Raw genomic sequence first — 13,720 nt, forward strand, 5'->3', positions numbered from 1 at the left:
AAGGTATGTCCCTGAGTGACGAAAGTGGTGTATCGTCCGGAAGAAGGGGCTGCGCCACGAACGTCTGGCGCTGGGGAGTGATCGGACACTTTGGGGGGCGACGGGCGATGTACGGCCAATGGACAAAGGATCCGACACGGCACAGCCGCCGGAGGCGACGATGGGGTGCGTCGGAAGCAGCTCGCGAGGGGGACCGGTGAGTGCCCAGGGGGCGGCGCTCCTGAACCGCCCGTCCCTTTCGGGCGGAGGCAAGGGCCTGGCCATGCAGCTGCTCCTCGCGGTGGTCAGTGGCGGGTACGCCGTCGGCGCCGCCCTCAACTGGGGGTCGGAGGAAGTCGCCGAGATCATGGGTGACTTCGGGCTCAGCGCCGCCGGATTACTCGCGGCGGTCTCCTGCTACTCCTACGCGCGGGCGATCGACAGCCGTGAACGGCCCGCCTGGCTGCTCTTCGCCTTCTCCTCCCTCATGGGTGCCGGCGGCAACGCGGTCTGGGGCTGGTACGAGGTGATCCTCGGCCAGGAGGTACCGAAGCCTTCGCTCGCCGACTTCGCCTTCCTCTGCTTCGCCCCGCCGGCCATCGTGGGCCTCCTCGTCCTCGCCAAACGCCCGGTCACCCGCGCCGGCTGGGTGTGCCTCGGGCTCGACTCCTGGCTCATCGGCGGCTCCCTGCTCACCCTCTCCTGGAGCCTGGCGCTGGCCCACGCGGCGCGGACCGCCCAGTCCGGCGCCCCCGGCAGCGTGCCGCGCGCCGCGCTCTCCCTCGCCTACCCGCTCCTGGACATCGCGCTCGTCTCGATGGTCCTGGTCCTGCACTTCCGGCGGTCCGAGACCAACCGCTCCGCCGTCAACACCGCCATCGCCGCGCTCGCCCTCACCGTGCTCAGCGACGCCCTGTTCACCTCACCGCTGCTGAGCGCGGAGTACCGGTCCGGACAACTGCTCGACGCCGGCTGGTTCGCGGGCTCGCTGCTCCTCGCGTACGCGCCCTGGGGCGCCCGGCGCCTCCACCCGGGCCCGGAGCCCGTCGGCCACCCGCGCGCGGAGCGCCCGCACAGCCGCCCCATCACCGGCTCGCTGCCCGCCCTCACCCCGTACCTCGCGGCCGCCGTGTGCACCCTGGGCATCCTCTACAACGTCGTGGACGGCCGGAAGGTCGACCGGATCGTAGTCTTCACCGGCTGCACGGTCGTCCTCGCCCTCGTCATCCGCCAGGGCATCATGCTCCTCGACAACATCGCGCTGACCCAGGAACTGGCCCAGAAGGAGAACCACTTCCGCTCCCTGGTCCAGGGTTCCAGCGACGTCATCATGATCGCCGCGCCCACCGGGACCCTGCACTACGTGAGCCCCGCCGCCGCCGGGGTCTACGGCCGCGAGGCGGAGGAGCTGGTCGGCACCGAGCTCGCCGCCCTGATCCACCCCGACGACCTCGGCAAGGTGGTCCACGAGGTGCGCCGCTTCCTCGCCGCGCCCCCGGCCGAGGAGCCCACCACCCGCATCGAATGCCGGTTCAAGTCGGGCGACGGCGAATGGCTCAACGTGGAGTCCACCGTCAACCGGCACCAGGGCGGGCTCATCCTCAATAGCCGGGACGTCACCGAGCGGGTCCGCCTCCAGGCCCAGCTCCAGCACAGCGCCGAGCACGATCCGCTGACCGACCTGCCCAACCGGGCCCTGTTCACCCGGCGGGTCCGCCAGGCCCTCACCGGCCGGCGCGCGGGCGACCACAGCACCGCCGTGCTCTTCATCGACCTCGACGGCTTCAAGGCGGTCAACGACACCATCGGCCACCAGGCCGGCGACGAGCTGCTCAGCGAGGCCGCGCGCAGACTCCAGGACTCGGTCCGGGCCGGGGACACCGCGGCCCGCCTCGGCGGCGACGAGTTCGCCGCGCTGATCCTCGGCGACGGCAGCCGGGACCGCAGCGCCCGCGAATACCAGGCGCGCGAGATCGCCGACCGGCTGCGCACCACCCTCTCCCAGGCGTACCGGATCGGCGGCAGCGAGGTACGGGTCTCCGCCAGCATCGGCGTGGCCTTCGCCGACCCCGGAATCACCCCTTCGGACCTGATGCGCAACGCGGATCTCGCGATGTACCGGGCCAAGGCGGGCGGCAAGGACCGCGTCGAGATGTACGCCCCGCAGATGCAGGCCGAGGTCGTCCGGAAGGCCGAGCTGGCGGGCCGGCTGCGGACCGCACTGCACGAGGGCGAGTTCGCGCTGCTGCACCAGCCCGTCGTCTCACTGGCCACCGGCGAGGTCTCCGCCGTGGTCGCACAGGCCCGCTGGCGTTCGACCCAGGGCATCCTCTTCACCCCGGCGGAGTTCCTCCGTGTGGCGGAGTACAGCGAGGGGTCCGCGGCCGCCGCCGGCAAGGACGCGTCGCGGACCGCCGAGCTGGGGCGCTGGCTGCTGGAGCAGGCCGTGGAGCAGGCCGCCGACCGCCACCGGGCCGGGCACGGCGTCCCCGTGGCCGTCCGGATGACCGCCCAGCGGCTCCTCGACCGGGCCATGCCGCTGGGCACCGTGGAGGCCCTGCTGACCAGGCACGGACTGCCCTCCGGTGCTCTGGTCCTGGAGCTGGCCGTTTCCGATCCCAGAGTGCCCTTCGACGACCTGGAGCGCCGCCTGACGGGCCTGAACCGGCTCGGGGTGGGAATCGCGCTGGACGGCTTCGGGAGCGGCTACGCGGCGATCAGCGCCCTGCGCCGCCTTCCGGTGGACATGCTCAAGCTGGACCGCGGGCTGGTGGAGGGTGTGGTCGAGTCCTCGCGGCTCCACAAGATCACCGCAGGTCTCTTGCGGATCGCAAACGACCTGGGCATGCAATCGGTGGCCGACGGGGTGGACCTGCCCGAACAGGTGATGGCGCTGCGCGCCATGGGGTGCACCCACGGCCAGGGAATGGCCTTCTCCGGGCCACTCGACGAATACCGGCTGCGGCGCGCGCTCGTGCGCGGTAGTTTCCCAGTACCGGGTGGCGCGGTGCAGCCCGCCCTGGCCGGTGGTTCGCCGGGGGGATCGATGGCCATCCATAGGGGCTCACATAATGAGACGCCCGTCCCACCTACTTGACATCACCCTCCCGCCAGAGGGAGGGTCAATGCCATGCGCACCCGAATTCTCGTACTTGGAAAGCGCGTCGGCTGAAGCCGGGACCAGCATGTCCCCGCTCAACACACCCGACGCGCTCCCCTCGCTTGCCTCCCGGCACGAGGGGTTTTTTGTTGCACTGGCACAGAGTCGAATCCGCGTAAAACCCTCAGCTTCGAGAAGAGAATGCCGATGACCGAGCAGGCCACCGGGGCCCACCATCCGCAGCCGCGGCCCCGTTCCGGCGGACAGCAGTCCACCGCAGTTGAGCACGTCACGGGCGCGCAGTCCCTCATCCGCTCTCTCGAAGAGGTGGGGTGCGACACCGTCTTCGGGATTCCGGGAGGTGCCATCCTCCCCGCGTACGACCCGATGATGGACTCGAAGAAGGTCCGTCACATCCTGGTCCGCCACGAGCAGGGGGCCGGCCACGCCGCCACCGGCTACGCGCAGGCCACCGGCAAGGTCGGCGTCTGCATGGCCACGTCCGGTCCCGGCGCCACGAACCTGGTCACCCCGATCGCCGACGCGCACATGGACTCCGTCCCGCTGGTCGCGATCACCGGCCAGGTCTCCTCCAAGGCGATCGGCACCGACGCCTTCCAGGAGGCGGACATCGTCGGCATCACGATGCCGATCACCAAGCACAACTTCCTGGTCACCAAGGCCGAGGACATCCCGCGGACGATCGCCGAGGCCTTCCACATCGCCTCCACCGGCCGCCCCGGCCCGGTCCTGGTCGACATCGCCAAGGACGCCCTGCAGGCGAAGACCACCTTCTCGTGGCCGCCCTCCCAGGACCTCCCCGGTTACCGGCCGGTCACCAAGCCGCACGCCAAGCAGATCCGCGAGGCCGCCAAGCTCATCTGCCAGGCCAAGCGCCCGGTGCTGTACGTCGGCGGCGGCGTCATGAAGTCCGGCGCGACCGCCGAGCTGAAGGTCCTCGCCGAGCTGACCGGCGTCCCGGTCGCGACCACCCTGATGGCGCTCGGCTCCTTCCCCGACAGTCACCCGCTGCACGTCGGCATGCCGGGCATGCACGGCTCGGTCACCGGCGTCACCGCGCTGCAGAAGTCGGACCTGCTGATCGCCCTCGGCACCCGCTTCGACGACCGCGTCACCGGCAAGCTGGACAGCTTCGCGCCCTTCGCCAAGATCATCCACGCGGACATCGACCCGGCCGAGATCGGCAAGAACCGCGAGGTCGACGTCCCGATCGTGGGCGACGCCCGCGAGGTCATCGCCGACCTGATCCAGGCCGTCCAGGCCGAGCACACCGAGGGCAACGCGGGCGACTACACCGCCTGGTGGAACGACCTCAACCGCTGGCGCGACACCTACCCGCTGGGCTACGACCTGCCCGCGGACGGCAGCCTCTCGCCCCAGCAGGTCATCGAGCGGATCGGCGCGCTCGCACCGAAGAGCACGATCTTCGCGGCCGGCGTCGGCCAGCACCAGATGTGGGCCTCGCACTTCGTCAAGTACGAGGAGCCCCGCACCTGGCTGAACTCCGGCGGCGCCGGAACCATGGGCTACGCGGTCCCGGCCGCGATGGGTGCCAAGGTCGGCATGCCCGAGCGCACGGTCTGGGCGATCGACGGCGACGGCTGCTTCCAGATGACCAATCAGGAGCTGGTCACCTGCGCGCTGAACAACATCCCGATCAAGGTCGCGATCATCAACAACGGTGCGCTGGGCATGGTCCGCCAGTGGCAGACCCTGTTCTACAACCAGCGCTACTCGAACACCGTCCTCCACGCGGACGAGACCGGCCACGACACCGTCGGCTCCCAGCTCGGCGAGTCGACCGCCCCCCGCAAGGGCACCCGCGTCCCGGACTTCGTCAAGCTGTCCGAGGCCATGGGCTGCGTCGCCCTGCGCTGCGAGGACCCGGCCGACCTCGACAAGGTCATCGCCGAGGCCAACGCGATCAACGACCGTACGGTGGTCATCGACTTCATCGTCCACGAGGACGCCATGGTGTGGCCGATGGTCGCCGCCGGCACCTCCAACGACGAGGTCATGGCAGCCCGGGGCGTCCGTCCCGACTTCGGCGACAACGAAGACGACTGAGCCGAGAGAGCCGAGAGAGAGAACGCCTCACATGTCCAAGCACACGCTCTCCGTCCTGGTCGAGAACACGCCCGGCATCCTCGCCCGGATCGCCGCGCTGTTCTCCCGCCGCGGGTTCAACATCGACTCCCTGGCGGTCGGTGTCACGGAGCACCCCGACATCTCCCGCATCACCATCGTCGTGAACGTCGAGGACCTCCCGCTGGAGCAGGTGACCAAGCAGCTCAACAAGCTGGTCAACGTCCTCAAGATCGTCGAGCTGGAGTCGCACAACGCGATCGAGCGCGAACTCGTCCTGGTGAAGGTCCGCGCCGACAACGAGACCCGGTCGCAGATCGTCGAGATCGTCCAGCTGTTCCGCGCCAAGACGGTCGACGTCTCCCCGGAGGCCGTCACCATCGAGGCCACCGGCGGCACCGACAAGCTCGGCGCGATGCTCAAGATGCTGGAGCCCTTCGGGATCAAGGAGCTCGTGCAGTCCGGCACGATCGCCATAGGGCGTGGCGGACGGTCCATCACGGACCGCAGCCTGCGGGCGCTCGACCGCAGCGCCTGACGGCCCGACAGGCCCGGTGCCCGACACGCCGGACCTGCCTGACGCGCCCGCGACGTCGGACGCAACAGACACGCAAGACACGTCGGACACGCTCAAGCTCGCATGGCGAGACCGACAGACTCAGATTCCGTTCCCCGCCGTACGGTGGGTGCAACACCAGCGCACCAAGGAGATATCCCAGTGGCCGAGCTGTTCTACGAGAACGACGCCGACCTGTCCATCATCCAGGGCCGCAAGGTCGCGGTCATCGGTTACGGCAGCCAGGGCCACGCCCACGCGCTGTCGCTCCGTGACTCCGGCGTCGACGTCGTCGTCGGCCTCAAGGAGGGCTCCAGCTCCAAGGCCAAGGCCGAGGAGCAGGGCCTGAAGGTCGTCCCCGTGGCCGAGGCCGCCGAGTGGGCGAACGTCATCATGATCCTGACCCCGGACCCGCTCCAGGCCGAGATCTACGAGGAGTCCATCAAGGACCACCTGAAGGAGGGCGACGCGCTCTTCTTCGGTCACGGCTTCAACGTCCGCTACGGCTTCATCAAGCCCCCCACCAACGTGGACGTCGCCCTCGTCGCCCCGAAGGGCCCGGGCCACCTGGTCCGCCGCCAGTACGAGGAGGGCCGCGGCGTTCCGTGCATCGCGGCCGTCGAGCAGGACGCCACCGGCAAGGCCTTCGACCTGGCGCTCTCGTACGCGGCCGGCATCGGCGGCACCCGCGCCGGCGTCATCAAGACCACCTTCACCGAGGAGACCGAGACCGACCTGTTCGGTGAGCAGGCCGTCCTCTGCGGTGGCGCCTCCGCCCTCGTCAAGGCCGGTTTCGAGACCCTGACCGAGGCCGGCTACCAGCCCGAGATCGCGTACTTCGAGTGCCTGCACGAGCTGAAGCTCATCGTGGACCTCATGTACGAGGGCGGCCTGGAGAAGATGCGCTGGTCGGTCTCCGAGACCGCCGAGTGGGGCGACTACATCACCGGCCCCCGCGTCATCACCGACGCCACCAAGGCCGAGATGAAGAAGGTCCTGGAGGAGATCCAGAGCGGCAAGTTCGCCGAGGAGTGGATGGCCGAGTACAAAGCCGGTCTGCCGAAGTACAACGAGTACAAGAAGGCCGACTCGGAGCACCTGCTGGAGACCACCGGCAAGAAGCTGCGCAAGCTGATGAGCTGGGTCGACAGCGACGAGAGCTGATCTCGTGGCGGCGGGGCCGGGACGCGCCGTCCCGGCCCTGCCGCACAGCACGGACGGCCGGGGAGGCCGGACACGCGGCATCTGCGGTCCCGCCTTGTCCACCCCGGCCAACCACGGAAGGGTGATCCTTCCGTACAGGCGGAAATCCGGCCCGCCGGCGCCACTACACTGCTCAACACATACGCGTCAGGCCCACAGTGTCGTGCGTCTTCCACGCGGCTACCCCCTCCACCGCCTGCGGCCGTCGGGACGGCCGTCCGCACTGGACTTGTGAGGACCCACGTGAGCTCGAAACCTGTCGTACTCATCGCCGAAGAGCTGTCGCCTGCCACCGTCGAGGCGCTCGGCCCGGACTTCGAGATCCGGCACTGCAACGGCGCCGACCGCGCCGAGCTGCTCCCCGCGATCGTCGACGCCGACGCGATCCTCGTGCGCTCCGCGACCAAGGTCGACGCCGAGGCCATCGCCGCCGCCAAGAAGCTGCGGGTCGTCGCCCGCGCCGGCGTCGGGCTGGACAACGTCGACGTCTCCGCCGCCACCAAGGCCGGCGTGATGGTCGTCAACGCTCCGACCTCGAACATCGTGACGGCGGCCGAGCTCGCCTGCGGCCTGCTCGTCGCCACCGCCCGCAACATCCCGCAGGCCAACACCGCCCTGAAGAACGGTGAGTGGAAGCGGAACAAGTACACGGGTGTCGAGCTCAGCGAGAAGACCCTCGGCGTCGTCGGCCTCGGCCGCATCGGCGTCCTGGTCGCCCAGCGCATGTCGGCCTTCGGTATGAAGGTCGTCGCGTACGACCCGTACGTACAGCCCGCGCGCGCCGCCCAGATGGGCGTCAAGATGCTGACGCTGGACGAGCTCCTGGAGGTCGCCGACTTCATCACCGTGCACCTGCCCAAGACCCCCGAGACCATCGGTCTCATCGGGGACGAGGCCCTGCACAAGGTGAAGCCGTCCGTCCGCATCGTCAACGCCGCCCGCGGCGGGATCGTGGACGAGGCCGCGCTGTACTCGGCCATCAAGGAAGGCCGCGTCGCCGGCGCGGGCCTCGACGTGTACGCGAAGGAGCCCTGCACGGACTCCCCGCTCTTCGAGCTCGACCAGGTCGTCTGCACCCCGCACCTCGGCGCGTCCACGGACGAGGCCCAGGAGAAGGCCGGCGTCTCGGTCGCCAAGTCGGTGCGCCTCGCCCTCGCCGGTGAGCTCGTTCCGGACGCGGTCAACGTCCAGGGCGGCGTCATCGCCGAGGACGTACGCCCGGGCCTGCCGCTCGCCGAGAAGCTCGGCCGCATCTTCACCGCCCTCGCCGGCGAGGTCGCGGTCCGCCTCGACGTCGAGGTCTGCGGCGAGATCACCCAGCACGACGTCAAGGTGCTCGAACTCTCCGCGCTCAAGGGTGTCTTCGAGGACGTCGTCGACGAGACGGTCTCCTACGTCAACGCGCCGCTGTTCGCGCAGGAGCGCGGTGTCGAGGTCCGCCTGACCACCAGCTCCGAGTCCCCGGACCACCGCAACGTGGTGACCGTCCGCGGCACCCTTGCCGACGGCCAGGAGGTCTCGGTCTCCGGCACGCTCGCGGGCCCGAAGCACCTTCAGAAGATCGTCGGCGTCGGCGAGTACGACGTGGACCTGGCGCTCGCCGACCACATGGTCGTACTGCGCTACACCGACCGCCCGGGCGTGGTCGGCAAGGTCGGCCAGCTGCTCGGCGAGGCCGGGCTGAACATCGCGGGCATGCAGGTCGCCCGCGCCGAGGAGCACGGCGAGGCGCTCGCCGTCCTCACGGTCGACGCCAAGGTCCCGGTCGGCGTCCTCGCGGACATCGCCACCGAGATCGGCGCCGTCTCGGCGCGCACGGTCAGCCTCGGCTGACCGGCAGGACACAGGGGAAGGGCCCGGGGGTGACCCCCGGGCCCTTTCACGTTCCACAGCCCACCCCGCACCGGCCGGGATCAGTTGTACGTCGGCACCTGCACGTTGTCCCCGGGAGCCGGGGCCTGCTCCGCCGCGGGCGGGGCAGCGGCTTCGGCACCCCGCATCAGGGCCGCGGCGAGCACGGCCGCCGCGAGCAGCAGTGCCGTACCGCCCCAGGCCGCGTACTGCATTCCGTGGACGAAGGCCTCGCGGGCCAGGGCGAGGACCTGCTCGCCGGCCGCCCCGCCGAGCTGGTGGGCGGTGGCCACGGCCCCGCCCAGGGTCTCCCGTACCGCGGGCTCGGAGTCCGCCAGGTCACTGCGGTAGACCGCGGTGCCCAGGCTGCCGAGGACCGCCATGCCGAGGGCGCCGCCGAACTCCTGGCCCGTCTCCAGCAGGGAGGCGGCCGAACCGGCCTTCTCGGCGGGAGCCGAGGCGAGCGCCATGTCCGAGACCAGCGACATGACGGTGACGATGCCCGAGGCCAGTACGCCGGCGCCGGTCAGGAGCAGCCACAGGGAGTCGGTGTCGACCAGGCTGACCAGGGCGAACCCGGCGGCGGCGAGGACGAATCCGCCGGCGATGACGTAGGCCCGCTCCATCTTCTGGGCCAGGGCGGCGGAGACGGGGGCCGCGGCGCCGATGACGACCGAGGGGGCGAGGCTCCACAGGGCCGCCTCCAGGGTGCCCATGCCGAGCACGGACTGCAGGTACTGGGTGGTGAAGTAGGCCGAACCCATCATGGCGAACGCGGCGATCGTGTTGAGGCCGACGCCCGCACCGAAACCGGGGCCCTGGAACAGCGCCCGGCTGACCATGGCGTCGTCACGGGTGCGCTGACGGCGGACGAAGACGCAGCCGAAGACCAGGCCGGCCAGGAGGCAGCCGAGGTAGAGCGGCTCGAAGCCCTCGGCGGCGATCTCCTTGAGCCCGTAGACGACCGGGAGCACGGCGGCCATGGACAGCGGGACGCTCAGCAGGTCGAAGCGGCCGGGGGCCGGGTCCTTGAACTCCGGGACCAGCACCGGGACCAGGACCAGCAGGAGCAGCATCGCGGGCACGTTGATGAGGAAGACGGAGCCCCAGTAGAAGTGGTTCAGCATCACACCGCTCAGCACCGAGCCCAGTGCGATGCCGCCGGTCATGACCCCGGACCAGATGGCGATGGCCTTGCCGCGCTGCTTGTCGTCCTGGAAGAGGTTCCGTACGAGGGCCAGCGTGGAGGGCATCAGGGTCGCGCCGCCGATGCCGAGCAGGACGCGGCAGGCGATGAGCATCTCGGCGCTCGTGGCGTACGCGGCGCCGACCGAGGCGAGGCCGAAGGCGGCCGCGCCGATCAGCAGCAGCTTGCGGCGGCCGATCCGGTCACCGAGCGAGCCCATCGTGATGAGCAGGCCGGAGAGGGCGAAGGCGTAGCTGTCGAAGATCCAGAGCTGCTGGGTGGCGCTCGGGTCCAGCTGCTCGGTGATGGCGGGGATGGCGAAGTAGAGGACGGAGACGTCCATCGAGACCAGGAGCAGCGGCAGCACGAGGACGGTGAAGGCGGTCCATTCGCGGCGGCCGGCGAGGCGCGGTGTGGCTGCGGGGTTCGTCATGAGAAGCAATGTACAGACGTCATAAACGTTTGTCTATGACGGATGTATAGAACGTTCGTCTGGAACTTTCGTCTATGACACCTGTCTTGCTACGGTGACGCCATGGGACATCGTGAGGATCTGCTTGAAGGCGCCAAGAAATGCCTGGTCGAGAAGGGTTTCGTGCGCACCACGGCGCGCGACATCGTGAAGGCCTCGGGCGCGAACCTGGCCTCCATCGGCTACCACTACGGCTCGAAGGACGCCTTGCTCACCGAGGCGTTCATCTCCTTGATGCAGGAGCTGGGCGCGGGCTTCCAGGACGGCGTGCAAGGCGAGGGCGGCTCGCTGGAACGCTTCCGCTCGGTCTGGGAGGGCTTCCTCGCCCAGCGCGAGCAAGCCGGCCCGGTCTGGGCGGCCAGCCTGGAGGTCGCGCTCTCCCGCGACCGGCTGCCGGACCTGAACGCGATGATCGCGGCCTCGCAGGGCGAGGGGCGCCGCGGCCTGATCGCGATGATGACCGGCGCCCCGGAGGAGGGGATCACCGAACGGGAGGAGCGGACGCTCGGCGCCTTCTACGTGGCGCTGCTCAATGGCCTGATGATCCAGTGGCTGTTCGACCCCAAGACGGCGGCGAGCGCGGAGGAGCTCACCGAGGGCATGCGGGCGGCGTCCGAGGCGCTGACGCGTTCCCCGGCGGAGCCGGCCGGGGAACGGGAGTGACGGGCGAACCCCTGCCTCAACCTCGCGGACGGGGCGCTGATCGGGTCCGTACGGTCCTCAACCCCGGCAGGCTCGCCGTCGCCGCAGGGCAGCCGGCGTGACGAGCGGACCACCGGCGCGGCACAGGCGCCGGTGGTCCGGTGGTCCGGTGGTGCGGCGGTCCGTCAGACGGTGACGACGACCTTCGCGCGGGCGTGCTCCACCTCCAGGTACCGGATGGCCTCGGCAGCCTCGCGGAGCGGGTAGGTCCGGTCGACGACCGGGGCGAGGTCGCCGCGCTCGACGAGTTCCCGCAGCGCCGCCAGGTTCTGGCTGCTCGGCGTCGCCGTGAGGACGAGCAGCCGCTGGCCGACGAAACGGGACAGTGCCCGCCCCTTGATGATGAGGCCCATCGGCCCGAGCAGGCTGCCGCCTTCGGACACGCCGCCACCGGACAGGACGAGCGTCCCCGACGGGGCCAGCGCCCGCCGGCACTCGGCCAGCGAGCGGTTGCCCACCAGGTCGAACACCACGTCGTAACGGGGTCCGTTCCGGGTGAAGTCGTCGTGGGTGTAGTCGACGACGTGGTCCGCGCCGAGCGACCGGACCAGATCCACGTTCTTCGTACTGCACACCCCGGTCACCTCCGCGCCGAACGCCTTGGCGATCTGGACGGCGAAGGTCCCCACCCCACCTGACGCACCGTTGACCAGGACCTTGTGCCCCGGCCGCACCCGCGCCAGATCGCGCAGGCCCATGAGGGCGGTGTTGCCCGCCAGCGGCACCGCGGCCGCCTGTTCGAACGTCAGGTTGTCCGGCTTCGGCTCCACCACGTCCTGGGAGGCGCACACGTACTCGGCGAACGCCCCGTCGGCCTCGCCGAACACCTCGTCACCGGGGCGCAGCCGCGTGACGTCCTTGCCCACCGCCTCCACCCGGCCCGCGAAGTCCGTGCCCCGGATCCGCTCCTTCGGCGCGCGCAGCCCGAACACCAGCCTGGCCAGGTACGGATCGCCCCGCATGAGGTGCCAGTCGCGCGCGTTGACCGCAGCCGCGTGGACCCGTACCAGCACCTCGTGGCCGGCGACGACCGGCTTGTCGACCTCCCTGAGTTCCAGCACGTCGGGGGAGCCGTACCGGTCTTGGACGATCGCCTTCATCAGACCTCCGTTCGGCTGACCGGGAGGCCAACGCTCTTCGCGACGGTAGGCGACTGATGTCGGTGCGGACATCGGGGACAGTCCCTAGGTGGGGCCCGGATCCGAAGGCCGCGCGCTCAGGCCAGGCGGGCGGCCTTCAGGGCCATGTGGAGCAGCAGCCGGTCCTCGCCCTCGTCGAGGTCGAGGCCGGTGAGCTGCTCCACCCGGGAGATGCGGTAGTAGAGAGTCTGGCGGTGGATGCCCAGGACCGCCGCCGCGCGGCCCGCCTGCCCCGCACAGTCGAGGAACACCTCGGCCGTACGGGCGAGTTCGCGGTGGGCCGGGTTCAGCAGGGCGCGCGTCGCCGGGTCGTCCACCGGGCCGGCGGCCACGGCGGCCAGCAGCCGGTACGGGCCGATCGCCGACCACTGGGCGACGGGGCCGAACCGCGGCTGCGCGGCGGCCGCCCGAGCCGCCGCGACGGCCTGCTCCCAGGCGTCGGGCAGCGCCGCGAGGGTGCGGACGGGATCGGCGACCCCGGCGGTCACGGTCCTCGGAGCCCCCGAGCCGTCCGGCTGCTGCCCCGTCGAGCGCGGCAGCAGCCGGGCCACCGCCGTCAGGGCCGGAGCCAACGCGTCCGTGGAGCGCAGCCGGAGCAGAATCGCCAGCGCCAGGCCGCCTCCGCCCCCGCCGCCACCCGTGCCCGCGGCCCCGCCCGCTTCACCGCCGCCGCGCCGCGGTACGACGCACAGCGCCGCCGCGCCAGGCACCGACGGCGGAGCCTCCCCGGACCACGGCGCCACGCACACCGCAGCGTGCAGCCCGTCCCCGCCCGGGCCGAGGGCGAGCCGCAGCGCGGCCACCGCCATGTCCTGCTGCCAGCCCCGCCCGGCGGTGAGCACGGCCTGGAACTCCCGCGACAGGTCCGCCCCCGCCTTCGCCTCCTCGGCGAGCAGGACGCCGATCCGCTGGGCCACCTCCATGGCCGCGGCCAGCTCCGCCGGCCCCGGGCCCGGCTCCTGGTCGAGGAGCCACACGTAGCCCTGCACGATGCCGCGGAAGCGCACCGGCAGGCAGATCCGCCCCCGGAACACCCCGGCCTCGGGCGCCGCCGGGATGTGGACCGGCCCGGTGGCGCGGGCGATGCCGAAGCCCTCGAACCAGGAGCGGACGGCCGCGGTCGACTGGCGGGTCAGGATCGAGCGGGTCCGTACCGGGTCCATCGCCTGATCGTCGTCGCTGTCGTGGGCGCCGAAGGCGATGAGCCGGAAGTCCCGGTTCTCCAGGGTCGCCGGGGCGCCGAGCAGCGCGGAGATCTCGTCCACCAGGTCCTGGTAATCGCCCTTCACCCCAGCATTCTCCCACCCTCGCGGAGGCTCTTCAGACAGATGTATGAGATCGGGGCCACGGATGCGTGACAGCTGTCGATGGCAGAGGATCAAACCGATCCTTAGGTTTCACGGTGGTTTTACTTGAGCTTTTCTTC

The 13,720-nt window shown here is 70.7% G+C and carries 9 protein-coding genes; 6 read left to right on the top strand and 3 right to left on the bottom strand.

All coding sequences use genetic code 11. The annotated features are described in order from the left end of the window. Positions 1–196: 196 nt before the first annotated feature. The 5 genes from OG429_RS26805 (at position 197) to serA (ending at position 8,777) form a co-directional block, all read left to right on the top strand. Positions 197–3,076, top strand: a complete 2,880-nt coding sequence (locus tag OG429_RS26805) for a putative bifunctional diguanylate cyclase/phosphodiesterase (RefSeq protein ID WP_405678411.1) — start codon at positions 197–199, stop codon at positions 3,074–3,076. 204 nt (positions 3,077–3,280) lie between these two features. Beyond that, positions 3,281–5,167 carry an acetolactate synthase large subunit gene (locus OG429_RS26810; RefSeq protein WP_328927809.1) on the top strand — a complete coding sequence of 629 codons (1,887 nt, stop codon included), beginning with the start codon at positions 3,281–3,283 and terminating at the stop codon, positions 5,165–5,167. 31 nt (positions 5,168–5,198) lie between these two features. Then, positions 5,199–5,723 (top strand): acetolactate synthase small subunit, encoded by a 525-nt coding sequence (gene ilvN, locus OG429_RS26815; protein WP_267824446.1) that lies wholly within the window; start codon positions 5,199–5,201, stop codon positions 5,721–5,723. Positions 5,724–5,903: 180 nt separating this feature from the next. Then, positions 5,904–6,905, top strand: a complete 1,002-nt coding sequence (gene ilvC / locus OG429_RS26820) for a ketol-acid reductoisomerase (protein ID WP_328927810.1) — start codon at positions 5,904–5,906, stop codon at positions 6,903–6,905. 282 nt (positions 6,906–7,187) lie between these two features. Next, on the top strand, positions 7,188–8,777 hold the full coding sequence (gene serA / locus OG429_RS26825; RefSeq protein WP_328927811.1) for a phosphoglycerate dehydrogenase: 1,590 nt from the start codon (positions 7,188–7,190) through the stop codon (positions 8,775–8,777). An 80-nt stretch (positions 8,778–8,857) separates the two neighbouring features. Here the strand turns inward: serA and OG429_RS26830 are convergent, their stop codons facing one another. After that, complete coding sequence (locus tag OG429_RS26830) at positions 8,858–10,414, bottom strand: MFS transporter (protein WP_328927812.1); 1,557 nt, start codon at positions 10,412–10,414, stop codon at positions 8,858–8,860. 102 nt (positions 10,415–10,516) lie between these two features. On the opposite strand from OG429_RS26830, the gene OG429_RS26835 reads away from it, so the two are divergent. After that, a complete protein-coding gene (locus tag OG429_RS26835; RefSeq protein WP_328927813.1) occupies positions 10,517–11,116 on the top strand; it encodes a TetR/AcrR family transcriptional regulator in 600 nt (199 codons plus the stop codon). A gap of 164 nt (positions 11,117–11,280) precedes the next feature. On the opposite strand, the gene OG429_RS26840 is transcribed toward OG429_RS26835, so the two are convergent. Continuing rightward, on the bottom strand, positions 11,281–12,255 hold the full coding sequence (locus OG429_RS26840) for an NAD(P)-dependent alcohol dehydrogenase (RefSeq protein WP_328927814.1): 975 nt from the start codon (positions 12,253–12,255) through the stop codon (positions 11,281–11,283). A 116-nt stretch (positions 12,256–12,371) separates the two neighbouring features. Further along, positions 12,372–13,583: a PucR family transcriptional regulator gene (locus tag OG429_RS26845; RefSeq protein WP_328927815.1), complete on the bottom strand. Its 1,212-nt coding sequence runs from the start codon at positions 13,581–13,583 to the stop codon at positions 12,372–12,374. Positions 13,584–13,720: the final 137 nt, after the last annotated feature.

It is taken from the genome of Streptomyces sp. NBC_00190, from assembly GCF_036203305.1.
In the GTDB taxonomy this organism is placed as follows: domain Bacteria; phylum Actinomycetota; class Actinomycetes; order Streptomycetales; family Streptomycetaceae; genus Streptomyces.

Excerpts from the sequence above, each read along its gene's own strand:
- OG429_RS26810 (WP_328927809.1), top strand. The coding sequence starts at position 3,281 with ATGCCGATGACCGAGCAGGCCACCGGGGCCCACCATCCGCAGCCGCGG.
- OG429_RS26835 (WP_328927813.1), top strand. The coding sequence starts at position 10,517 with ATGGGACATCGTGAGGATCTGCTTGAAGGCGCCAAGAAATGCCTGGTC.
- OG429_RS26840 (WP_328927814.1), bottom strand. The coding sequence starts at position 12,255 with ATGAAGGCGATCGTCCAAGACCGGTACGGCTCCCCCGACGTGCTGGAA.
- OG429_RS26830 (WP_328927812.1), bottom strand. The coding sequence starts at position 10,414 with ATGACGAACCCCGCAGCCACACCGCGCCTCGCCGGCCGCCGCGAATGG.
- ilvN (WP_267824446.1), top strand. The coding sequence starts at position 5,199 with ATGTCCAAGCACACGCTCTCCGTCCTGGTCGAGAACACGCCCGGCATC.